Origin of the sequence: Bdellovibrio sp. HCB290 (assembly GCF_047305925.1) — a bacterium.
Classification (GTDB): Bacteria; Bdellovibrionota; Bdellovibrionia; order Bdellovibrionales; family Bdellovibrionaceae; genus Bdellovibrio.
Genome location: NZ_CP178620.1, coordinates 2,851,287 through 2,875,724, shown reverse-complemented (window position 1 = coordinate 2,875,724; position 24,438 = coordinate 2,851,287). Strand labels below are relative to the sequence as shown.

The 24,438-nt window shown below is 47.5% G+C and carries 19 protein-coding genes; 9 read left to right on the top strand and 10 right to left on the bottom strand.

What is annotated here, in order from left to right:
• The 3 genes from ACLVWU_RS14105 to ACLVWU_RS14095 form a co-directional block, all read right to left on the bottom strand.
• A complete protein-coding gene (locus ACLVWU_RS14105) occupies positions 1-684 on the bottom strand; it encodes a DUF4956 domain-containing protein (protein ID WP_413575464.1) in 684 nt (227 codons plus the stop codon).
• Between the two features lies 1 nt (position 685).
• Entirely contained in the window at positions 686-2,335 is a 1,650-nt protein-coding gene (locus tag ACLVWU_RS14100; protein WP_413575463.1) for a hypothetical protein, read from the bottom strand.
• Between the two features lie 77 nt (positions 2,336-2,412).
• Complete coding sequence (locus ACLVWU_RS14095) at positions 2,413-3,549, bottom strand: metallophosphoesterase family protein (protein ID WP_413575462.1); 1,137 nt, start codon at positions 3,547-3,549, stop codon at positions 2,413-2,415.
• Between the two features lie 468 nt (positions 3,550-4,017).
• Here ACLVWU_RS14095 and ACLVWU_RS14090 point away from each other — a divergent pair, with 468 nt between their 5' ends.
• Positions 4,018-10,458: an Ig-like domain repeat protein gene (locus ACLVWU_RS14090; RefSeq protein ID WP_413575461.1), complete on the top strand. Its 6,441-nt coding sequence runs from the start codon at positions 4,018-4,020 to the stop codon at positions 10,456-10,458.
• A gap of 32 nt (positions 10,459-10,490) precedes the next feature.
• On the opposite strand, the gene ygiD is transcribed toward ACLVWU_RS14090, so the two are convergent.
• Positions 10,491-11,264 (bottom strand): 4,5-DOPA dioxygenase extradiol, encoded by a 774-nt coding sequence (gene ygiD, locus ACLVWU_RS14085; protein ID WP_413575459.1) that lies wholly within the window; start codon positions 11,262-11,264, stop codon positions 10,491-10,493.
• Positions 11,265-11,270: 6 nt separating this feature from the next.
• Entirely contained in the window at positions 11,271-11,867 is a 597-nt protein-coding gene (locus ACLVWU_RS14080; RefSeq protein ID WP_413575458.1) for a YceI family protein, read from the bottom strand.
• Positions 11,868-11,963: 96 nt separating this feature from the next.
• On the opposite strand from ACLVWU_RS14080, the gene ACLVWU_RS14075 reads away from it, so the two are divergent.
• Positions 11,964-12,866, top strand: coding sequence for a LysR family transcriptional regulator (locus ACLVWU_RS14075; RefSeq protein WP_413575457.1), 903 nt, complete (start codon positions 11,964-11,966; stop codon positions 12,864-12,866).
• On the opposite strand, the gene ACLVWU_RS14070 is transcribed toward ACLVWU_RS14075, so the two are convergent.
• The gene (locus tag ACLVWU_RS14070; RefSeq protein ID WP_413575456.1) at positions 12,863-13,402 is read right to left on the bottom strand and encodes a PilZ domain-containing protein; all 540 of its coding nucleotides are present in this window, start codon (positions 13,400-13,402) and stop codon (positions 12,863-12,865) included. The two genes, ACLVWU_RS14075 and ACLVWU_RS14070, sit on opposite strands and share 4 nt — an antisense overlap.
• 86 nt (positions 13,403-13,488) lie before the next feature.
• On the bottom strand, positions 13,489-14,463 hold the full coding sequence (gene thiL / locus ACLVWU_RS14065; protein ID WP_413575455.1) for a thiamine-phosphate kinase: 975 nt from the start codon (positions 14,461-14,463) through the stop codon (positions 13,489-13,491).
• A gap of 78 nt (positions 14,464-14,541) precedes the next feature.
• On the opposite strand from thiL, the gene ppk1 reads away from it, so the two are divergent.
• Entirely contained in the window at positions 14,542-16,701 is a 2,160-nt protein-coding gene (gene ppk1, locus ACLVWU_RS14060) for a polyphosphate kinase 1 (protein ID WP_413575454.1), read from the top strand.
• A gap of 1 nt (position 16,702) precedes the next feature.
• On the top strand, positions 16,703-17,206 hold the full coding sequence (locus tag ACLVWU_RS14055; protein WP_413575453.1) for a SixA phosphatase family protein: 504 nt from the start codon (positions 16,703-16,705) through the stop codon (positions 17,204-17,206).
• Positions 17,207-17,209: 3 nt separating this feature from the next.
• Here ACLVWU_RS14055 and ACLVWU_RS14050 read toward each other — a convergent pair whose 3' ends face one another.
• Both ACLVWU_RS14050 and ACLVWU_RS14045 read right to left on the bottom strand, forming a co-directional pair.
• Positions 17,210-17,641, bottom strand: coding sequence for a hypothetical protein (locus ACLVWU_RS14050; RefSeq protein ID WP_413575452.1), 432 nt, complete (start codon positions 17,639-17,641; stop codon positions 17,210-17,212).
• 99 nt (positions 17,642-17,740) lie between these two features.
• A complete protein-coding gene (locus ACLVWU_RS14045; RefSeq protein WP_413575451.1) occupies positions 17,741-18,652 on the bottom strand; it encodes a hypothetical protein in 912 nt (303 codons plus the stop codon).
• 51 nt (positions 18,653-18,703) lie between these two features.
• Here ACLVWU_RS14045 and ACLVWU_RS14040 point away from each other — a divergent pair, with 51 nt between their 5' ends.
• From ACLVWU_RS14040 to ACLVWU_RS14025, 4 genes are all read left to right on the top strand, one after another.
• Positions 18,704-19,768 carry a hypothetical protein gene (locus tag ACLVWU_RS14040; RefSeq protein WP_413575450.1) on the top strand — a complete coding sequence of 355 codons (1,065 nt, stop codon included), beginning with the start codon at positions 18,704-18,706 and terminating at the stop codon, positions 19,766-19,768.
• A 96-nt stretch (positions 19,769-19,864) separates the two neighbouring features.
• Positions 19,865-20,530: a phosphate signaling complex protein PhoU gene (phoU, locus tag ACLVWU_RS14035; RefSeq protein WP_413575449.1), complete on the top strand. Its 666-nt coding sequence runs from the start codon at positions 19,865-19,867 to the stop codon at positions 20,528-20,530.
• Positions 20,523-21,227, top strand: coding sequence for a response regulator transcription factor (locus ACLVWU_RS14030; protein WP_413575448.1), 705 nt, complete (start codon positions 20,523-20,525; stop codon positions 21,225-21,227). Before phoU ends, ACLVWU_RS14030 begins: the two co-directional genes overlap by 8 nt.
• Entirely contained in the window at positions 21,224-22,654 is a 1,431-nt protein-coding gene (locus ACLVWU_RS14025; protein ID WP_413575447.1) for a sensor histidine kinase, read from the top strand. Before ACLVWU_RS14030 ends, ACLVWU_RS14025 begins: the two co-directional genes overlap by 4 nt.
• A gap of 155 nt (positions 22,655-22,809) precedes the next feature.
• Here ACLVWU_RS14025 and ACLVWU_RS14020 read toward each other — a convergent pair whose 3' ends face one another.
• Positions 22,810-23,400 (bottom strand): DUF3011 domain-containing protein, encoded by a 591-nt coding sequence (locus ACLVWU_RS14020; protein ID WP_413575446.1) that lies wholly within the window; start codon positions 23,398-23,400, stop codon positions 22,810-22,812.
• 250 nt (positions 23,401-23,650) lie between these two features.
• On the opposite strand from ACLVWU_RS14020, the gene ACLVWU_RS14015 reads away from it, so the two are divergent.
• Positions 23,651-24,433 carry an RsmB/NOP family class I SAM-dependent RNA methyltransferase gene (locus ACLVWU_RS14015; protein WP_413575445.1) on the top strand — a complete coding sequence of 261 codons (783 nt, stop codon included), beginning with the start codon at positions 23,651-23,653 and terminating at the stop codon, positions 24,431-24,433.
• Positions 24,434-24,438 lie beyond the last annotated feature (5 nt).

Here is a 24,438-nt window from a genome sequence, read left to right as displayed (position 1 = left end):
TTATACCTCGATCACAGATTCTTGATTCATAAAGTTCAAGCCGCGCACAGAAGTAATCCGTCCGAGTTCTTCAACAAGGTCCGCAGAAGTCTGGCGGGGCTTTAATCGCACCTGATAAGAAAAATCCAAGCGTTCCCCTTGGCCCATTTCCCGAATCGTCGCCAGGGCAAAATGCCGACAGGACTTTTCAAGAACTCCTTCAACCTCGCGCTGATCCGTTCCTGTGCGGGACAAATTCAAACGCAGCAATCCGTCAAACTGCGGACCTGATGCAAAGGGTGATTTTTGCAGAACTGCCAAAGCCAGAATAAAACAAATCGTACCGACGATGGCGATACCATAAGCGTGAACTCCGGAAGACAAGCCCACCGCCAGCGAAGCGAAAATAAAGAACATATCGCGGGGATCTTTGACATTCGTGCGAAAGCGCAACAGGGACAGTGCCCCGATCATGCCAATGCCGCGGGCAACATTGTCACCGATCGCCTGCATGGCAATCGCAATCACAATCGGTAGTAAAACCAAACCATGCAGAAAGTTCAGTGAATAGGAAAGACCCCGGAAGGTCTTAACATATGCAACTGCCAAGGCCGTTCCCAGAATGAAACTAAGCAAGAAAGCGTAGATGATTGAAATCCACGTCGGGTTGGCGAAGGATGAGTTAAGAACAGAAAAATCCAACATACTAGAACTGACCTTCACACACGCCCGGTGTTGTTGTTAGCACTGGATTCGGATTGGCCGAGAAGTAGTCCTTCATGTCCAAATCCAAAAGCAAAGTCCCGTTTTTGCAACCACGGTAAAGTGCACGATACAGGCTTAGCAGATTGTTTTTGAAGACCTTGTATTCACCAGCTGTGAACTGCAAATCCGTCATGAAATATTTCTGCATCGCCGCCTGACTTTCTGCAGAGCCAAATACCTGGCCGTAAAGAGCAATCACGCCTTTATATGTGCGAGGAGCGAAGTGGCGCATCACCATGCTGGCGTTCAGGTAAAGATCCGCATTGTCCTTCCAGCTGTCATAGGTAGCAGACGTTTTTTTAGAGTCAGCGATCAGGTGATACTTTCTGGCAACGTTCAGGTCAAAGCCGCCATCGTTGTCTTTCAGAAGCATGACTTTCAGGGACACTCCGGACTGTTTGATAGCGTTTAGCTTGTCCATTTCTTCCGGTGTCAGTGTGCCAGGGGCTTTCGCCAGAAGTTCTTTGTACTTTTTCTCGGAGATATCATCCAAAGTACCTTGCGGAGTTCTAAAGAACATACGGCGTTTGAAAGCGACATTTCCAATACGATCAGACTGATTCAAAAGGAAGTCCAATACCAGCATGTTGGAAGTATCCTGCATACCGTGAAGCTTTTGACCTGCTTTGGCCAGATCTCTGCTGCCCAGGATTTGTGTGACTGGACGGGCATCTTTCAGCAGGGGCCAGAAGACACTGCTGTTACGGAACTGATCGATGCGGGTTTTGTATTGTCTTAAACCGGAAACCTCTCCGTAAGACTCCTCATTGCCTGGGTTTTCCGCCAATACTCCAAAGACCTGTTGTTTATCTTGTGTGAGGATAAGATTATTCCAGTGGTCCGAGGAACTATCCAGAAATCCACGGCGCTTTCCAACACTGTAGAAAGATGCAGGCACAAGACTTAATCCATGGGGTGGTTTGGTATAGACGTCAGGAAGTTGGGAAACGTTGCCATGTTTCGCTCGAACTAGATGACCGATCTGATAATGCCAGTATCTGTTGATGATGGTTTTACCCATCTGCAAACTTAAATAACGACCAGCCAGTGCCTGATCCAGGACAGTGTCGATGTCCACCGTGCGCAGAACCACGGGTGGAATGTCGACAGCTTTAAAGAGCTGGTTCAGACGGGAGTAGCCCAAAATACTACCCACGGAGACCCCAGGAGAGGCAAATTTGAATTTAGCCTCTTTATCCGGGTATCCCGCGCGGGTTTTCAATTTCTTTTTCTCGGGGCGAGAGAGGGTGCAGACAGCTTTTTGGAACTGCGCCTCACTCATTCCATTCGGAATTCTAAAATACTCTATGGCGACAGAAGTGCTGTTCACCTTAGGGCAGGCATAATAAGTTTGTGTTTTTGGATGATCGCCGCGAGTGGCGTAAAGATTCAGAGCGCAGAGTGCGTCTTCGTCCTTGTCGATCTTGGGTTCTAGACCTGGAATCCTTTGCAGCAGATAGCATTTTTCCGGAAGTGCTTTACCCAAAACATCTATGTTGTAGGTTTTCACAGCATGATTGTCGAACCCGGGAGTCAGATAGCTGTGAGCGTAGGTACCAAATAGCGCAATTGAAATGAATGCAGCAAGCATGAATCAGTCTCCGTATTGTGAAATACGGAGACTAGAGCCGGGTAATTTAAAATCCAAATTACTTTACTGCAAGCTGCTTAGCGGACGTACTTCACGCCGTTTTTGGAATCAAGCGTAAGAGACGCAGGCAGTGAACTGAGGCTTTGCTGAGTACCTGACGAATTGTAGTAACGGATAGTCAGTTTGTTGGTTTCCGAGAAAACCAACTCGACGTACCCCGTTGGAGTTTTTGTACTAGTACCCACTAGATAGCGTGGCGCGCTGCCGGCACACGGCATGGAAACCACCTGCAATTTTTTGCCATCAGCGTAAGCGTAGTGACCGGAATAAAAACCGTGAGAGTGGCCAAAGATTACCAGATCAACATTGTTATTTAACAAGATGGCTTCAAGAGTATTACTGCCTGCGGTGCGACGTTCACCCGTCAACACGCCGTTTGAATAAACGGTGGAGCTGTTCGCTTTCGTGGCCACGATCGAGTAAAGAGGAATGTGTCCGTAAACTACGCGAGCACGAGCACCCTTAGCTCGCGATGAAGTTAGCTGTGCTTTTAACCAGGCAAGTTGTGTGGTGCGATTTTTCAAACTCGAATAATTCGCGTTATCCAGGGAAACAAAGAAGACGTCTTCTTGAATGAAAGAATAATAAAACGGGAAGTTGTCATCGTCGACGAATTCCACGTTGCCTTTGTTCTTGTCCCAGAACGTATTATACTGTTGGCGCTCTTGATTATAATAAGCATCGTGATTTCCCGGAGTCGGCAGGAACGGAATCCTTGCATCTCGCATCGGGGCCATCACTTTTTTGGAGAACGCATTCCACATACTGACATACGTGCTGTTGGAAAGACTTGTCTTTTCACCATCGATGTAATCACCCACCCCCAGAATCGCAGCCGGCTGACGCGCGATCATGGATTTCACGATTGAGATCGTGCTGCTGGAGTAAGTTCCGTCGGTATCGATGTTCATGTCGGCGAATGCCGTGATCTTAAGTGACTTCGCACTGTCTTTAATTTCATCATCAGGCTCCGAAGTTGTCGGTGGCGGTGTAGGGGTGCCACCTGTATCCGGTACAGTCTGTGAGTTATCAGTATCCGTGCTGGGCAATGCCGCAGCTTGGAAACCAGAGGTTGAAGGGGAGCAAGCCGCGAGAGTAGAAACGAGAAAAAAGGCCGCTACGAATTTGTTTTTGGCGGTGACTTTTGTTTTCATACAGTATGTATCGTAACAATGGTCCCGTTTATTAAGCCAAATTAATGCTGAACGTGAGTATGTAAATTGGACTCAGGTCTAAGTTGAATTTATCGCCGCAACTCTCGACGGTATTTCGAAGTTTCAGAGGGAGTTCGAGTTATTGTAATAAACATGATCAAAGGCTGATCCTACAAATCCGCGCCGACAGTGCGATTCACGACCATCGAATTATAAACAAATGATTTGTGTTTGTTTGAGTTCAAAGAGTCGCCTCACTAAACGCATCAATTAACGGTTACTTTTTGTTTCGTATTCTGCGCCAAAATGGAGCGTAAACCAGGATGTGAAGAGAGCTCACCTCAAACGACATGTGAATACGCTTAGTAATTTGACTCAGGATGACCAGTATTTCGAAACGAGATGAGCTCACCTATTAAAATTAGGATAAAAACTAAAAGTTTCAGATACTAATCCGATATACTCCACATGGGATATCTTGAACGTTTTTTCCATCGTCTCAATATCAATCGCACTCTGCGTGCTCTGCCCGTCATTTCTGTACTTTTTCTCTTGGGTTGTACGATGGAAGCTTCGATCTTTTCCAAAAATCTGCTAAACGTCTCCAATATTTCTGGAAAGCTTGTGGGGTACTCAAACGTAAGTCAGTCCGCACAAGTTTCCATATCCTCATCCTCCTGTGAAGCACCTGTCGCACGTCTTTATCGCCTGAATAGCGACGGCACTATGATGGAACCGGCCATTGATTCGACGAATGTAGATGAACAAGGTGTTTTTCACTTTAATAGCCAAAACGGGGGGCTTTCCAGTTTTTCAGAAATGGCCCTGGTTACAGAAGTACGAGATTGCGACTCGAAGGTTTACTTCAGACCGATTACCGGTTTCGCAAATCAAGATGTTACTATGGCGTCATCTCTTCTTGGGTTTGTGCTGAACACCGAGAAAAAAGAAGCGTTACGCCTAGCGCTCCAGATGGAGCCGCAGAAGGTCTCTTCATTGATGGAATTATTGGGCGCAGCCAACAGCATGCAGCAGGCCTATGATATTTTGAATTCCAGTCCTGAAGCTAAGGACCGTTTTAGTCAGCTCTTTGGAGTGGATCCAGAGATACTGCTAAACGCCTCTCCGGTGGTGGTGGAAACTCATTTACCCACGCAAGCTCAAGAAAAAATTCCGGTGAATATGGAGGTTCAAGCGACCCATTGGTCGTCCTCTTATAGTTTCGCTTATCAATGGAAGTTCGATTCAAAAATCATCGGTTCGGCAGCAAATTTGGATTTTTCTCCAGGTGGAGATTCTCAAGGAACGCACGTTTTATCTCTGACAATGGGAATCAGTGATGGCATCGGCGGCATTGACACCTCAAAGCCTTTTAAGACACTGCATTCAAATTTGGAAGTCAGCAACAACGTCTTGCCGCTGTCGCCGAATTTTCTGGTGACAAATCCCGCGACATCCGGTGGATTACCAGTTAATTCTCGGAATTTGACTGTGACGATCAACACGGGAGCGTCGCAAATTCACTGTGACTCGTTTAAGAATTTACAGATAACAGAGACGGCGACGCTGTCTGATCCTATGCAAAGTTTTTCTGTAAGTTGCACTCAAAATGACTCGCAAGAGGTGAGCTATTCACTGACTTCGGCAGGCGATGGCGTAAAGACGCTTTACTTGTGGACGAAAGATTCCGCAGGAGCTATTTCGTCAACGCCGACATCGTATAGTTTTACCTTGGATACAGTCGCACCGACTGTGCAAATTCTGAATCAGCCGTTAGCTCAGAGTAAATCCAGCTCACAGAGTTTTACATTTTCCGGTGATGACGGGGATGGTAGCATCGCCCTGTTTGAATGCAAGATGGATTCCGGAGCTTGGGGACTTTGTTCAAGTCCAGTATCTTATGTTGGACTTCTGGAGGGAGATCACACGGTCCGTGTTCGTGCCACAGATACCGCTGGAAATATCTCCACACCTGCCTCAAAGACTTGGCATATTGATTTGACTCCGCCGATCTTAAATCTGGCAGGTCCTAACTCTTTGACCAATTCCTTGTTTGCGGTTTTCAATTTAAGTGCGACAGATCAAGGTGGGTCGGGCCTTGGAAATTATGAATGCAGCATCGACGGTGCTTCCTATGTCAGTTGTGCTGCTATCAACAACCATACATTGGCGGCGGGCTCTCATACCTTCAAAGCCCGGGCTTATGACGGCGCGGGAAATGTTTCGTCGGTAAAAACTCATGCCTGGACGATTGACACGACTTTGCCAACAGTGACTTTGACAGCAAAACCGACCAGCGTGACGAATTCCATGGTGGCTAACTTTTCTTTTATAGGAAGTGATTCCGGCGGAGGAAACATTGCTGGATTCGAGTGTCAGCTCGATGGGGCAGCCTTTGTAAGTTGTTCTACGGGACAGTCTTATTCCGCTCTTGAGGATGGATCGCACACTTTCAAAGTTCGCTCTTTGGATACGGCGGGAAATATTGGTAATGCGGTGACATTCACGTGGTCAGTGGATACGGCGACGCCGTTGGCATCTTTGCACGCCACTCCTGAAAGTATCACCAATCAGACTTCTGCGACTTTTGCATTTTCCGCAACGGCGCCGGTAGGAGGATCTATTGTTGGTTATGAGTGTCAGTTGGAGGGTGGTCCTTGGATCTCATGTACTTCCCCAAATTCCTATGGTTCATTGACCGAAGGATCTCATGTCTTTGCCGTACGTTCTATCGACAACAACTTAAATATCAGTGATCCGACCAGTTACAATTGGACAGTGGATTTAACCAATCCTGTATTGACGCTGGAAGCTCATCCTGATGCTTTGAGCAACTCCCCCAATCCTCAGTTTAAGTTTTCTGCCACAGATACCGGTGGTGGCGAAGTTGATACTTTTCTTTGTCAGGTGGATGGTGGAGGATACAGTTCCTGCTCAACTCCCAGAGATCTCAGCGGTCTTTCGCAAGGAACTCATACTTTTGAAATCAAAGTCAAAGACACGGCTGGGAATGTCAGTGTGGTTCAATCCTATACTTGGGTCATTGACCAGCAAGCCCCCCTGTTGGCTTTGCTGACGACACCGGATTCTTTGACCAACTCCACGTCCGCGATGTTCACCATCAGTGCAATGGATTCCGGGGGGGGAACTATTGCAGGAATTTTTTGCAGCTTAGACAATGCCACGGCATCGGCTTGTGTCTCTGGAGTAAGTTACGACTCTCTGGCGGCAGGAGTGCATAGCTTTGCTATTTACGCTTTGGACAGTGCTGGTAATACGTCGGATTCACTCACTTTTGCATGGACGGTTGATTTGAATGCTCCGACAGTGAGTCTTACGGGCAAGCCGTCAGCGAATTGGAATTCTGCTGGAGCGAGCTTTAATTTTACCGCCACTGATACTGGGGGTAGCAGTGTTGCAGGATTTTCTTGTCAGATTGATGGAAATGCTTTTGCTTCCTGTGTGAGTGGGGTCAGCTACAGTTCACTGTCTGAGGGCGCCCACACATTCAAAGTCTATGCGACAGACGTTGCCGGAAACCAAAGTGCGATGGTCGGTCATACTTGGAACGTCGATACCGTCGTGCCTGTAGTTACAATTGCGACTCCTTCTGCAGATGAAATTTTGTCGGTGGGTTCATTGAGTGCCGTCACCTTAGGTGGAACGTGCTCGGAAAACAACAGCACAGTCACCGTTGCGGGTATTGCGGGAGTGAGTGCGGCTTGCGTTGCTGGCAACTGGTCCGTAAGTGTGAACTTTTCAGGTCTTGCTGATGGCAGCTATTCTTTGAGTGCGAGTCAAACTGATGCAGCCGGTAATGTGGGGGCATCTCCGCTGAGAGTATTGATTAAAGATGCCACCGCTCCGGTAATCACTTTGACCGCTCCCACTGTTGCGCAGGGAGGTGGGATGATGAATCTTTCTTGGGTGACAACGGAAGCCCATGTTGCGACGGGATCGTCTTTTCAGGTGGAGCTATATAACGGAACGACATGGTCTGCCTTGGGAAATCTTGTCGCCACCGCGGGTGCCAATACTGTGAAAAGTTATGCCATGAATGGTATCAGTGTGCCGTCGTTGAATACACCTTCAGCTAAGTTGCGTGTTTCCTTGATGGATGCTGCGGGAAATACGGCAACAACAACCTCTGCAAGTTTCATTATTGATAGCGAAGCGCCTGTCTTAGCTTCGTTGACCGTCAATAATGGACAGCCGGCAACATCAAATAATAATGTGCGGGTTGGTTTGAGTGTGACCGATGCCTTGTCAAATATTTCTAAAATCTGTATGAAGACGACCAGCACGGATCCTGATGTCACCAACAGCTGTTGGGTGGCGGTTTCGTCTTATGGGTTGATACCGGCAAAAAATCTGAGCACGCCGAATATATACTATAACGTAGGTTTTGTTTCCGGTACCTATCAGATTTACCTCTGGTTGATGGATGCAGCAGGAAATATCACAACGAACACCGAAACTGTGGGATTAGACAAAGGCGGAGTTACCTATAACTCGCCGACGCCACCCCTGATCAATGCCGTGCAATTGACCTCGACCGACACTCCAGGCAATCCTCCCGCGGGAAATGATTTAGCTGTATCGGCAGGTGAGAATATCTATTTGAAATGGAATATCTCCAGCAGTACAGGGTTGTCGGCAGCACCAATCAAAATCAGCTACTCTACGAACGATACGTCAGAGACCGGGGTGCTGGCCCCAGGACTTGGTAATACTGCGAATGGCGGTTGTACGGTGACAGCAGGATTTACTGGCTGCGCTATTTTACCTGCTCCCGTAGGAACATATTTCCGTTTGAAACTCACAGTTACTGACATCCAAAACTTCTCTACAAGCATCACTACTAATCCTTTGAACTCAGGTTCTGTTCGCTTCTTGGCAGGTAACACGGATTTAGGTTTGGGGTCCAATGCGAAGGCCGCCGTTTTAAAACCGGTCAGTGCGAACTCTTTGGCGGTGTTGGATGATGGTCGTATTTTTGTCGCCGATGAGCGCGGCTTGGCGTGGGTGAATCCTTCAACAGGAGTGTATGAAATTATCGCGGGTATGGCGGGCTCTTCTTCCGGCGATGGTGGCGTACTGACCAGCGCGAAGTTTAAGTCATGGGGTGGTCTTTGGGTTGATAACAATAACGATATATTGGTGGCGGATGGCACAATTCTGCGCAAAATCAACACGCGCCTAAATCCTATGACCATTTCCCGTTTTATCGGCGGCGGTACAGACAGCAGTGATTACGTTGCGACGGCGACGAATTTTAAAGCTGTCTCGAGTATTTCGCGCTTAAGAGTGTCTTCAAATGGAGATATCTATTTTAAATCTGACAGTGGAAATAAAATACGTAAATACTCGACAATTACAGGGGCGGTAACGGCGCTTAATTTCTCTGGAACGGGAAATAGCTATTCCAGCACTCAAAATAATTCTCTCTGCGACACGGATAGCTTCTTTGTGACTTTTACTGCAAACGGGGAAGTTGAAAAGATGATTTGGAAAATCATTGTGGGACCTTCAAGTTCAGCATGTCCGTCGAATATTGCATCCAATGAAAAGCATGCTTATGCCCAGGTGGATCCCGTGACCGGAATCTCCTATATGCCACTTCCGGGCTATGTGAATTCTGTAGATGGATTTCGTGAGTTCGGCAATTTTTATACTGATAAAAGCGGCAATGTATATATGGCGAATAGTGGAACTTCGGGACCCATTCAAGCGGTTTATAAGTTCAATTCCTCCATGTTAACATGGTCTAAGTATTATGGATCGGGATATAACGGAACTTGTCCTGATGGAACTCTTCAAAGTGACTGTGCTATTTCGGCGTCAGCATTGGCCTTCAATAGTCAGGGGCAAATTTTCTACATGGATGGAAAAGCTAAAGTGGTGCGCACCATTGACAATGAAGGACGCGTGCGCACCTTGGTTGGCGACCGTTTGGGATCTGATGACGGTCGTCAGTCTTTGGCGACGCGATTTAATGGATTAACGGACGTGAGGTCTTGGAATTCTGAGGGGGAAAGTTATATTACAGTCTTTGACTTTAGCGATGCTCGTTTGCGCGAATTCAATCCGGGCTCGACGATTTATAGTGTTGCGGGAGCTCAATACTCCAAGGCCACCAATCCTGGACTTGCGGCGGCAGGAAATCCATTTAGTGTGAGTGCGGATAGTTACGCAAAGCGCATACAAATAGCTGACAACGGCGATATCTATATGAATCGAATTGGAGGTTATGTTGCTAAAATTGTCAGACAGACCGGACTCTGGGAGGACGTTGTTTCAGGAGTCGGTTACGGACCTTCGCTCATCGCACTCAATGGAGATAAGCTGCTTCTAAATACCTTCAGCTATAGTGCGACTTACGGAGCCGTCGACTCTCGTCACGTTTTGGTGGATATTCCCTCGCAAACCATGGGAATTGTTGTTCGTTATGGCGGAGGAGTCACCACGCCGTCGACGATTTGCCCGGATGAAACTCCTTTGAATGCATGCCTGAATACCGGATTGCCGAAAGATTCGGGATATCAAGGAGCTTATGATTCTGTGACAAATTCATGGCTGATTCCTGAGCATTCCAGCACTCGGATTGCGAAGTTTGCAGTGAATGGTTCTGGCACAATGGGAACTTTCTTTAGAACGGCCCGCGTGTTCACTCGTTTTGATATTCATCGAACTGCAGACCTGTCGGTAAATCATGTTTTCATATGTGCTAGCACCGGCAAACTATATAAGTACGATCTTAACAATGGAAATGCAGAAACAGAGTTGCCACTTCCAAATTCAACGTTTACTTGTGGTCTGGGGCTTCGCTATGACTCTTTCCGTAATTCATTGTTATTCACATTTTCTCAAAATGGCCTGAACGGCGTTGCAGAGTATGTGAATCCTTAGACTGAAAATTGAATTCTTAAAGATGATCCTGTTTAAGCGCTCCACATCACCGTACGCATTGAAAGGGACCCCATCTCAAACCCTTCGTAAGGGTAAGAGATCTTGTCTTTTTCATCCGAAACACCAAAGGCATATAGCAAAGGCCAATAGTGCTCGGGTGTCGGAACTGAAAGCTCTGCCGCAGCTCCGAACTTTTCCATGTACTGAGCTAATGCTTTTTCATCACGTTGATCCAGGGCATTTTTGATAGCGGCATCAAATTCCACCGCCCAATCAAAGGACCCATTGGTATCGCGCCATTTTATTTCACGCAGATTATGCACGATATTTCCACTGGCCAGAATCAGCACGCCTTGTTCGCGCAGACTGCGCAGATGGCGACCGATTTCGATGTGCTTTTCAGGAGGAGCATGCGTATCAAGGCTTAGTTGAAATACAGGAATATCCGCGTTCGGAAACATGTGCACCAGGACCGACCAGGTGCCGTGATCCAAACCCCATTTTTCCGTGAGCTCTGCCTCGGGAACCAGTTTTTGTGTGGCTTGCGCCAAACTCAAGGGGCCGCGGGCAGGGTACTGCACATCAAACAGGGCTTTGGGAAACCCGTAAAAGTCATGAATCGTTTGTGGTGTTGCATTGTAAAGGATTTTTGTTCCTTCAGTTTCCCAATGCGCAGACACCACAAGAATCGCCTGAGGTTTTGGCAGGCGATCACCCAATGCAGCCAACGCCTCCGTGAACGGAGTCTTAGCCAATGCATTCATTGGGGAACCATGAGCTGCAAAAATCACAGGCATGCGCTTCATAAACAATTAACCTTTCTTATCTACGGGTTTATTACCCTGAATTTTAATATTCAACGTAATTTCGTCACCAACTACGGGGCCGGCTTCAACAGCTTGACTCCAGGTCAGACCAAATTCCTGACGGTTGATTTTTCCAGTCGCGTTGAATGCGATTTTTTGATTTCCATACGCATCCTTAACATCGCCCAGGTACTTGACCGTCAAAGTGACTTCTTTAGTTTTACCTTTGATGGTCAGGTCGCCAACTAGTTTTAAGTCATCAGCCGAGCCGATCACTTTTTTAGTCACAAACTTCATTGTAGGGTTTTTTACCGCATCAAAAAAGTCCGGGCTTTTTAAATGTTTGTCACGATCGGCATTTGCCGTATCGATACTATTCACATCCACATTCAAATTGGCTTTGGACTTTTCCAGTTTTGGATCAATCGTGATGGAGCCATCAAACTTCGTAAAACGGCCGTCCACGGATGAAATCACCAAATGGGGAACTTCAAAACCAATTTGTGAATGGGCAGCATCCAGGGTGTAAGTTCCTGCCGGAATGGTTTTCGCAAATGCAGCAGTGCTGAGTAACGTAATAATTGTCGCGGTCATCATTTTCATGGGTTCTCTCCTTTTTAAGTTAACGGACACTCATAAATTATCGGGCCGAACCGGGTGTTGCGGTAGGAGACATATTCACGATATACTGTTGCACATATGGAACAATTAGATCTGAATCAAATACGGACATTTGTTAAACTGGTGCAGGCGGGCAGCTTCACCAAAGCCGCTGAAGTTCTGCATCAACCAAAATCCCGCGTCAGTCGCAGACTGGCCGCTTTAGAGAGAGATTTGGGTATTCAGCTGGTGTATCGTACCACCAGACAGTTTCAACTGACCGATGCCGGTCGGGCGTATTATGAGCGTTCTCGAGGTTTGGTAGAAGGGTTGGAAAGTCTTTCCGCTGAACTGAGTGAAGAAATCGCAGATGTTTCCGGTTGGCTTCGTATCACGGCGTCTGATGATTTGGGTGTCTTGCACTTGCCGGATATCCTGGCTGAATTTTCCAAGCAACATCCCAGAGTGCGCTATGAAGTTTTGCTAAGTCAGGCCTATGTGGATCTGGTCAAAGAATCCATAGATGTCGCGGTTCGTATCGGTGTTTTGAAAGACAGCTCGTTGCGGGTAAAGAAGGTTTCCACTTTAAAAAGCATTCTTGTGGCAAGCCCGGGCTTTTTAGAGCGCTATCGTCAGGCCGAAGAACTCGACAACATAAGCACGCTGCCGTTTTTGTCTCTGGGTTCCCAGGCAAAGTTGGAATTGTGGCGGGTCAGTGACGGCAAGAAAATGACCTTTAAAATTGAGCCCGTATTTTTGGCGAACAATCCGAACATGGTTTTACAAATGGCGCTTCAGGGGCGGGGAATTGGGCTGGTGCCGGAATTCATCGCTGCCGAACACATTCGTTCGGGAAGATTGTTGCATATTCATCGCGGTTTGCGCGGGCAGGAAATTCCAGTCAGCTTGGTGTCACCAGAGCAAAAGGAAGTCTCGTTGAAAACCAAGAAGTTCATGGATTTTGCAGCGAAAAGATTGAAAGAGAAGTTCGAGCAGTTTTAGAAGATTTTGGCGAAGTACGAAAAAATATCTTCGTACTGGTACTTCAGTGAGCCCAGGATTACAGCGCCCCAAAGGACAGCAATCAGACTCATCATCACCAGTTGTGGAAAGTGCAACAGGCTCATCGGGCCTGGTTGCTTGTTCAGCATCTCGTCAATTTGCCCACGTTCCTGGTGTTCACGGAATCGGCGGGCCAAGCCCTGGGCCAACACAATTCTTTGTGTCATTTCCATTTTGTAGAAGTGAACTCCCACAAGAGTTTGTGAATTGGAAATGCTATCCAGGCGAGTCACGATGGCATAGCACGCCATCTGACGCGAACCCGGGGGAGTGAATTGAATTTTAATCACCTCACCCAAAAGAGGGCAAAGATCATCGGGAGCTGTGAAGGCCAAACCCGTCAAAGAAACATTCTTGATCGAAGTGCCTTCTTCCCATGGGACCTGTTTCGGTCCCGCCACGCGCACAAGGCTCTCGTCTTCAGTTTGAAGAATGAATCGGGGAGATCTGCCGTGATAGCGTGCGAGTGAAGTCATACTGTTCTTTTCGGACGAAAAGCGGGGTGCCTTAACCAAACTCGGGTAAAAAGAATGTCTCAAATTGAAGCGGCCGCAGGTTTGACTTAAAAATGCTTCCAGCCTTTGAAGGTTGAGATTTCCTCTTTGCCATCACCGTGGATAAGAAAAAAACCAGGGCTTTCAGTGAACTGACCAACTTCTGTCCAACTCGGAAATAGAGTTCGATTTTCCGGAGAGGTCGTCATCAACAGTTCGTAATCTTCTCCGCCCCACAAAGCATATTCGTAGGCTTTGGATAAATGTGCCATGCGCACAGTTTCGTCATGCAGGGGAAACTGATCGGGAAATAACTGAACTCCACCCACGTTTTCAGAATGTCCATTGCCATAAGGTTTCTTGGACAAAATCAAAGCATCATTCACCAGTCCATCACTGCAATCCATGAGCGCGTGAATTTTATCTGCGTGTTTGCGAAGCTCGGGTAATAAATCCAGGCGTGGCATTGGTCGTAAATGTCGTGCTGTGGCTTCGGGAAAATCACCTTTGCGATCTTCATTCAGCGCGCGCAGTCCGGTTGTGGAAAGTCCCAAGGGACCACTGCACAAAAGAATGTCGCCGGGTTGAGTGCCATGCCGAGTGATGGGTTTTTCACAAGAGCCATGTACGCTGACATCGATCACCATACCACGTGGGGACACGCACAAATCACCGCCCGCAATTTCAACGCCGAAACGGTCGGCCAGAGTTGTCATGCCCTGATAGAATTCGTCAAGCCAGGATTCTGTTATTTCTTTGGGAATTGCCAAAGACACTTGCGCAAACCGAGGGTCCGCGCCCATCGCAGCCAAATCACTTAAGTTAACTGCCAGGGCTTTGTGTCCCAGATCAAATGCACAGGCGTAATCAAGACGGAAATGAACGTCTTCCACCATCATATCCTGCGCAATGACCGAGTATCCGGGAAAGTTTTTGAATACAAACGCATCATCACCCAAGGGAACAATCGTGTTCGGATTATGACGCTGGACCTTATTGCGGATTTGCTTCAGAACTTGCCACTCTTTGGGAGTATTTTGCATGTCGTTGTTCCTCACGAAGGCATTGCCAAGAATAAGTCTTTATTGTGAAATATAGGGCCTGGGAGTCAAGGAGGATTCTTGAACACACCAAAGGCAGGAACGCCAAAAAGAACGTCTAAGAAAAAAGCTGCCACACGTAAGGTCAAGGTTCTTGAACATCCCTTGTCATCTGAAAGTCTGTTCACCAGTCGCGAGATCGGGTGGTTGAATTTCAATCGTCGTGTTTTGACTGAAGCTGAAGATTCAAACAATCCACTTTTGGAGCGCGTGAAGTTTTTAAGTATTTCAGGATCCAATCTGGATGAATTCTTCATGAAGCGTGTGGGGGGCTTGAAGCGTCACGTGGCTTATGGAGTGTCTCCGAAGTCAGCTGATGGAAAAACTCCGATGGCGCAGCTGTTGGAAATCCGTCAGGTCGTATTGCCGATGCTGCAAGATCAGGGCAATTGTTATAAAAAACTTTTGAAGGCTCTTGAAAAAGAGCACATTCACTTGCTGGCATGGAAAGATCTGACTGAAAAAGAGCAGGAGCATGCCAGAAAGTACTATAGTAAAAACGTCTTTCCGGTTTTGACACCGTTGTCGGTGGACCCAGGACATCCGTTTCCGTTCATTTCGAATTTGTCGGTTTCCCTGGGGTTGACGTTGAAACACCCAAACTCTGAAGACAAACTTTTTGCGCGCGTGAAAATCCCGAAAGTTTTGCCACAGTGGATTCGCGTGGATGCCGACACCAGCGTGAATCGCTTTGTTAGTTTGATCGAAGTGATCAAAGCAAACCTGGCTGATCTGTTTCCATCGATGCAGGTCTTGGATTCGATGGCATTTCGTCTGACTCGCAATGCAGATTCAGATCAGGACCAGGAAGATGCTGAAGATCTTCTGGAGGCCATTGAAGAAGAATTGCGCCAACGCCGTTTTGCGGAAGTTGTGCGATTGGAGCACGGACCAAATCCTGATTCATGGATGCTGAAGTTCCTAATGGAAGAACTTGAGCTGACTGAGGAAGATATTTACGAAATCCCTGGCGAGCTTGATTATGGTGATCTGGGCATGATTTCAGATCTGCCGTTGCCTAAACTTAAATTTGAACCTTATATTCCGGTGGTGTCACCAGCTTTCGCCGAAGAGGGCACGGGGATCTTCAATGCCATCCGCGCCAATGATCAACTGATTCATAATCCGTTCGAAAGTTTTTCGGCTTCCGTGGAAACATTTATTCGTATTGCCAGCGAAGATCCGAAAGTACTGGCAATTAAAATGACTTTGTATCGTACGGGTGACAACAGTCCTTTTATTCGTTCTTTGATTCGTGCGGCCGCTCAAGGCAAGCAGGTCGTGTGTTTGGTGGAGCTGAAGGCTCGTTTCGACGAAGAACGAAATATCTATTGGGCCAATGAACTGGAAAATGCGGGCGTGCACGTCGTGTACGGAGTCGTGGGGTTAAAGACTCACGCGAAGACGGCCTTAGTGGTGCGCCAGGAACAAGAAGGCCTACGCTGTTACGTGCACATCGGGACCGGTAACTATAATGTCACGACCTCCAGATTTTATACGGACTTGGGATTGTTGACCGCGCGCGAGGAAATCACCAATGACGTGGTGGATTTCTTCCATTACTTGACGGGTATCAGCCTGAAAGCCAGTTACAAGCATCTGCTGATTGCCCCGGTAAATATGTTTTCCACTTTCCGCACGATGATTGATCGCGAAGCCGCCCATGCAAAAGCGGGCAGGCCAGCCCATATCGTCGCCAAATTTAATAACTTTGAAGAAAATGACATCGGCGCCGCACTTTACTCGGCTTCACAAAAAGGCGTGGATATTGAAATGATCGTCCGGGGTTTTTGTTGCCTGCGTCCCGGAGTTCCGGGCATGAGCGAAAGAATCAAGGTCACGTCTGTGATCGGAAGATTTTTGGAACATTCCCGTTTATTTTACTTCCGAAATGGTCAGGAAAACCCCGTCGATGGGGAGTTCTTCTTAGGCTCTGCCGACTGGATGTATCGAAACCTGCATGCCCGGGTTGAAGCCATCGTTCCCGTTTTGGATCGCAGCCTGAAAGAAAAATTGTGGGAGATCCTTCAGTTTTACCTTAAGGAATCCCGTCAGGCGTGGTCTATGAACGCGGATGGCAGCTATACTAAAAAAACGTTCAAATCCGAGGATACAGGAATTCATCAAGCTCTGATGCAATTGGCGAAATCCCGGGTTAAGCTGGTGGAAGATTCGGAGTAAAATGGAAATAATCATCGTCCGCCACGCTTTAGCAGAAGAACGCGAAGACTTTGCCAAGAAAGGTCTTGAGGATCAGTTTCGTCCTTTGACCTTGAAAGGCCGAAAGCGCATGCAGAAGGTTTGTCTGCAAATGAAAGACTTCGTGAAAGATGTGGATGTGATCGTGTGCAGTCCGTTCACTCGGGCGGTGCAGACGGCGCAGATTCTGGCGCAAAGTTATCCTGGAGTAAAAACCCTGGAAGTTCCCGAGATGGTGCCGCAAAGTCCGCCGCAGGCTTTGTTGAAATGGATACGCACTCAAGGAAGAAACTATAAACGTATTATGATCGTCGGCCATGAACCGCATTTAAGCACTTTTGCCAGTTACATGCTGACCGGTAAGGCTGAAAGCTTCATTGATCTGCGCAAAAGTGGAATTCTTTCCCTTGAGATCGAATCTTTCGCGCAGGCCAATGCCGGGGATGCGGAATTGATGTACTCAATCCCGCCAAAGATTTTTGACTAAAGCTTATTCCTGACCCAAACCTTGAACTTCAAGTTGGCAGGCATAGGCACGGTCGCTGTATTTCAATCCGCATTTAATGGAATCAACAGTCAAATAACGTGAACCCGCAGCGCCTTCGAAATCCGCGAAGGGAGCAATGGCTTTAGCCAAAGCCAATGGGTTTTGCAGAGGAGTATTATTGTTGTAGCAGTTCACGTTGAACATCAAATTGTCAGGTGAATCAATCGAAGAATAGCGGCAATAGATTTCCGTTGCTTCTACAGTAAGGATATTGCCGGACCATTCAGCATCATCAAGTCCAGAAACCGGGAAGTTTGCAGCACCCAGGGCTTCCATGATTGAGCGAGCAGAGTCACCGTGAACATTTACGGTTTTTGCGAAAGCCAGGTTTGTCATTGCGAAAATAGCAGTCATTGTTAACGCGAAAAGTTTCATATCGGTCTCCTTGTTAGTATGATGGAGTGATATTTATCGCGCAGTGTAATATCTGAATAGCAGATGTTTTGTAAGGTTATATTCAAAATTTTAGATGGATTAAACCATCGACCAAATCAGGCCATCACGCAAACCCACCGCAGGGATCACGATTTTTTCAACCTCTGCCTGGCGCATGATAGTTTCCACCAGCATTGATGCAGGCATAATGACATCGGCCCGGTCGGGACGAAGCTGTAATTTGTCGATACGTTCTTTAACAGTCATTGCCTTTAAACGGGCGATGATCTCTCCCAATTCTGCCAGCGTCACAAATGTATTGGGTGTTTTTTTCAACAGACGCACTTTGAGTTCCGCAATACACTCCAGGTTTCCGCCGGTGCCAATCGCAAAGTCCACGGCTTCATTCTCTGTGTTGGGATAAATATGGGGCCCCAGGTCTTTCAAAAACTCGCCCATGATGATTCCCAAATGGCTTTCGTTCATGCGGCGTTTGCTCAAGTTTTCCAAAACCCGCACAGTTCCCATAGGGAATGACTTTGTCGCCAGTAATTTCCCACCTTTTGAGAATGTCACTTCGACGCTGCCACCGCCGATATCAATCAGCATCGTTTTTTTCCCATCCAATTGGACTTCTTTCCGAACCGCCAGATGAATAAGCCGGCCCTCTTCGGTGCCATCAATGATTTCGATATCGATACCGGAAACTTTGCGGATCATTTCCACGAAATCTTTGCTGTTCTTGGCCTCGCGGCAGGCACTGGTAGCCACAGCCCGGCATTTTTGCACCTGCAACTTTTTATTGGTTTCAGCGAAGCGCAGAAATGTGGATCTTGCCTGATCCATGGTTTCGGGACCGATACTGCCCGTCGTAAATACGTCATGGCCCAAGCGTACGGGTGCGCGCAGCTTTTTATCCACGCGGATGAGGGGAGCTGTTTCGTTAATATCAGCGACCATCATGCGAATGGCATTGGAGCCAATATCGATGGCAGAAACTCGACGTGACACGGCTAAAGATCTCCTTTGGCAATAGTATATAAAAATGCGAGCATCTAAGACATGAAAAAATCATTTTTGACAGTGTTCTTAAGCGTTTTTGTTTGTGGGCAGGCTTTCGCTTTATCTGATATCGAAATCAGTGGTGAAGCTGATATGAATGCCCTGGTGAATTTGCTGCCAACAGGGGAAGCGGGGGAGTCTGAGTTCCGTGTGCCGTCCCTGCTGTTAAATTTCAGTGTTCCTTTGAAAGACGATAATCTTTTGTATGTCTCCTTTGAAGGGGCGCAAAAGCGCAACGACGATGCCAATACGGAAAGTTTCATCGTAAACACCCGTGAGGCTTATTTGAATTTGGTCAGCATTTTTGAAGGCGCCCATGGTTTGCGCATGGGTGTGATTCCGCAGGCCTGGTTGGAGTCCCAATATGAAGATACGAACTATCGTTTTTTGGGTGAAACTGCCTGGGGTATTACTGAAAAATGGAAGTATCAAAGTTATTCCGATCTGGGTATGTCCTTCATGTCAGAACTTCCGGCAGGTTTGGGCGAGTGGAGTTTGACGGTGGTGAATGGCGAAGGTCGCAAGCAGGATTCAGCGGGTCCACATAAAGAAGGCTCGCTTTACTTCAGATTTACCAACTGGACACCTTTTGCGATTTCTTTGCAGTACATTCATGGCACGTATGAGCAGTTTGGCGAGGACGTGGCAGCGAAGGAACGCATTCAGACTGCATTCTTGTACAAACCCGAGGACTCGGTTGCCAGAATGGGTATTGAACTTTTAGATACCCACGATCCTGCTGATGCCATCAACGAAAACGAGATGGCCGATGGCGTGGATGTGACAGATATGCTGGGCGAGTCTGTGCATGGTTTGGGTGGCAGTGCTTATGTGGTGATTTCCACAGGGCCAAAAGCTGAAGTCATGATCCGTTATGATTATCTGGATGCTGTCGTGGATAAAGATGGTCGGGACATGCAAACTGCCATCGTGTCGTTGGCTTACCAGGTAAGCGACGATGTGAAAACGGCTTTGGCTGTGGATCGCACTTGGTATGCGGAAAACTATGGCAAGGGCATCCGCGATGCCTCTAAGATCGAATTGGCTGCCCAAGTATTGTTTTAGTGTGTTAAGATTGTGTTAGTTTTGCTTTAACTACCGTGTTAAGCGGTGTTTTTTACTCTGAAAACCCTTATACAACCTTTTAAACGGGGAATACGTATGGAACGTGCCATCGACACTCAGCTTGAAGACCTTAAGAAGATGATTCTTGTAATGGGTGGTCATGTTGAAAAAGCCCTATCTCAAGTGACCTCTGCACTTCTGTCCCGTGATCTTGCTGCATTTCAGGAAGTTCACGAGATTGAAAAAACCATCAACGAAGATCACATCCGCGTGGATAACGTGTGCATGCATATCCTGGCCAAACAAGGCCCGGTGGCCAAGGATCTGCGTTTGATCATTTCTGTTTTGAAAATCAATAACGACCTGGAGCGCATGGGCGACCAGACCGTAAACATCTCTTATTCCGGCAAAGACTACTTGGGCCGTAAGCCGATTCCTGCGCAGACCGCTGATATTCAAAGAATGTCCGAGATCGCGGGTCGCATGGTTAAGGGATCTTTGGATTGTTTTGTTCGCGGTGATGCCATCGAAGCAAAAAACATCCTGTTGATGGATGACGAAATCGATACGTTGAAAAATAAAGTTTTTAAAGACGCCATTCAACACATGAAATCCAACCCGGAAGATGTTGAGGCGAGCATGGACTTCGTTTTAATCGCGCGAAACCTGGAACGCTTGGGTGACCACGCAACCAATATCGCCGAGGACGTGATCTTTGCATACACCGGGAAAGACGTTCGACATGGGGGCAAGTTTGGCTGAAAATTCAGTTCAAGTGATGGTGGTAGAGGATGAACAGGAGATTCGTGAGCTGATGGCGTTGCACTTGCTACGTCAAGGTTACCGGGTCACTGAATGTGGTTCTGCCGAAGAAGCCCTCGCTGAAATGAATGCCAAAAACTACCAGATCTTTATTCTGGATTGGATGCTCCCAGGACTTCACGGTGTCGACATCCTGGAACGAATTAAAGCTAAAAACAAAAACTCATCCGTTCTGATGGTGACTGCAAAAACGGAACCTCAAGACATCGTACTGGGACTTGAGCGGGGAGCAGATGATTATCTGACGAAGCCGTTCAATCCTTCTGTTCTGATGGCGCGGGTGAAAGCCCTTCTTCGTCGGGCAAATCCTAAAGCCGAAGAAGTCATTAAAGACGACAGTGAAGTGAACATTCACGGTTTGAAGATGAACTTCAAAACTTACGAAATTTCCTATAATGGCGAAACTCTGCATCTGACACCTTCTGAATTTAAATTGTTGGGCACACTGGTGCAAAACCACGGAGTGGTTTTGACTCGTGAAAAGCTGATTGAAAATATTCAGGGCGAAGGCATCAGCGTTGTTGGTCGTACGATTGATACCCATGTCTTTGGCCTGCGTAAAAAGCTGGGTGGCTGGGGTGATCGCATCGAAACAATCCGTGGTGTCGGCTACCGGGTGAAAATGGATCAAGCATGACCAGTTTCATTCGCTTTCCTTGGCGCTTGTTCTGGAAGCTGCTGATTTACCAGATTGTGGTGTTTAACCTCCTGGCATTTATCATTGCGGCCTCTCTGGATACCCAACATCGCATGCCGGACTTCGTGTACTCGGATTTCCTGCTGAACTTCTTCATGTTCAGCATTTTGATTTCAGCTATTATCGCTTATCGCTTCGTTCGGCCGATTCATAAGGTGATTCTTAAAGCCCTGCGTATTTCCAACAAACGCGCTTATGGCGAGTTGATTTCATCAGACACCGAAGATCTTTTGGATGATGACGGTGATGATCTTTCAGAACTTGAAGTCGCGTTGGACAAGATCCATAAAAAAATGAAACGTCGTAAAGCAAACTTCCTGCAAGCACAGGAAGAATCCCAAGCCTTCATGAGTTCCGTTTCCGAAGGCCTGGTCAGCATCAGCCTTGATGAAAAGATTTTGTACTTCAATTCCCAGTTTGCGGCGCAGTTTTTAAAAGGCCCGCAATTGACGATGGAAAACCTAAGACTTAAGGATGCGATTCGTTCCTCTGACGTATTGGAAGGTTTCGAGAAAACCATCAAGACGGGTAAGGTAAATCGCTTTACGGTGAAGTTGCCAACATTGCTTGATAATCAACCGCGTTTTTTCTCGGTTTCGGTGAATCCGATTCGCAACGAAAAAACCCGCGAAGTTTACGGTATCGTCGGGATCTTCCATGACATCTCTGAACTAAAACGTGCCGAACAGATTCGTATCGAGTTCGTCGGTAACGCTTCCCACGAGCTGCGCACGCCGCTGACTTCCATCAAGGGCTATGTTGATACTTTGAAAGAGGACATCAACAACGGACAGATTGAACAAGCGGGTAAATTTATCAATATCGTTTCCCGCAACATTGATCGTCTGATGGACCTGGTGAATGACCTGTTGTCGTTGACGTCGATGGAAGCGACCAATTCTGAACTAAGACTTGAGCAAATTCATCCTCTGCAGATTTCTGAACACGTGGTTTCAGAAATGGCTGTGCTCGCTGCAGAAAAAAATATCGCAATCCGTGTGGTGGGTGAAGTTCCGCCATTTAAGGCCGATGCTCGCAAAGTCGAGCAAGTGCTGCGCAATCTGGTTTCCAACGCCGTGAAGTTCATTCCAAATGGTAAAACCGTGCAAATCCGCTGGGAGCGCGACATCAAGGAATACATCATTCTGCGAGTGATCGATGACGGCCCGGGGATTCCTGCTGAACACTTGGATCGTCTGTTTGAACGTTTCTACCGCATTGACAAGGGCCGCACTCGCGACGCTGGCGGTACAGGTTTGGGTCTGGCCATTGTTAAACACATCATGCAAAGCCACGGCGGCACTGTCGCTGTTAAATCCCAATTAGACGTCGGCACCGAATTCATCTGTGCCTTCCCCATCAAATAGGTAACCAAATTGGTAACAGTTCCCTTTTTGTACTGCAGAGCAGGACAAAAAGGGAACTGTTACCGCTAAAGAAAAACCCGAGCTATGAACTCGGGTTTTAAGAATTTTCTTAAGAGTGTGTGTGGTGGGGAACACACACTCGGCGGGAAAAACAATTAGTAGCGTTCGATGGCGAAAACACCACGGCAGCCGCGGTCAACCCAAACGTAGTTGTGGGCGAAACCGAAAGATCTACCTTGGATACAAGCTGAATCAGAGCGTTGTCTTGCCAAGTAGAAGTTGCGAATACCGTAAGGGTTGATGTAGCAAGTGTTGTAGCGGTTGCCTTGTGACTCGCATGTTACGTATTCGATAGTTGGTTGGTGTGGTGGAGGCGGAGGGTAACCTGGGCCTGGAGGATATCCTGGGCCACCGTGACCTGGAGGATAACCAGGGCCGCCATGTCCTGGAGGACGTGGGTGAGGGCGTGGGCCATGACCGGGACGACCTGGGCGAGGACCCCAATGTCCGTCATCACGACCGCCGCGACCTGGGCCACCCCAGCCTGGTCCGTTACCGCGACCGCCACGGCCACCGCGGCCGTAAGCTGTGATGTCATCATTCGACATCATATCACTGGAAAATTCAGACATATTAGTTTCTTCGCTGTAAGCGGATTCTTCGTTTCCATACATTTCATATTCGTTTGCGTGTGCAACCTGTGCAAAAGCGCAAACTGTAACCAAGGACATCAATAGTGTTTTCATAAACTCTCCCTTAAAATTTGGTGTCGTTCTGACTTCAAATATGTTCCGGAAACTAATAATGCGAGGATCATGCCTAAGTTTTCTGGAGCCATTAAGACCCTTTTTCTGCGTGACGCACAGTGAAAAATGCCATATCTAATAAACCATGCAACCGACTCATCCATTTTACTTACATTTTCATAAGGTTTATGGCGACCGCTGGCCCGCACTTTTTGCTGCGCTACAAAATTCAGAACAGCAGGTCGCACGTGTGAATAATTTGGGAACGCAAGATGCCACCGCAAAACCTTGGCAGAGTTTTGAAACCAAGGAACAGCTTCCGGGGTGTTTTTGGATTCCATCAGGACAGGGCAGTCATCCCGAACGTCGTCAGGACGAAATGTTGGATACCTATGTGATGGACCCGGCGAGTGTTATGGTTGCGCGGGCTTTAGATGCGCAACCAGGCGATCGCTTACTGGATATGTGCGCGGCTCCGGGTGGTAAGAGTTTGATTATGATTGAAGCCATCGCAGAAGAGGGCGAAATCTTTTGCAACGATCTTTCCCCAGAACGTCGCGAGCGTTTGAAAAAAGTCATTCAGCAATACGTTCCACGCAACGTGCGTGACCGTGTTTGGGTGACAGGTAAAGACGGTGTGCAATTTGGTTTGAAAGAAGCCAACAGCTTCGATCGAATTTTACTGGATGCCCCTTGTTCGGGAGAGCGTCACATCTTGGAAAACACCAAAGCTCAGGATGAGTGGAGTCCACGTCGTACAGAGCACTTGGCAACTCGTCAGTACTCGTTGTTAGCAGCAGCTTTACTTGCCGTGAAGCCCGGCGGGCGCATTGTCTATTCCACGTGTTCGATCAGTCCGACTGAAAATGACGATGTGATTCGTAAACTTTTGAAAAAGAAAAAAGATGCCGTCAAACTTTTGCCGGCAGACCCAGGTGTTGGTGGCGAGGCTACGGAATTCGGTGTGGCTTACATGCCGGATCGTTGTGGATTCGGGCCTCTGTATTTTTCAGTCATTGAAAAGGCAGAGTGATTCAA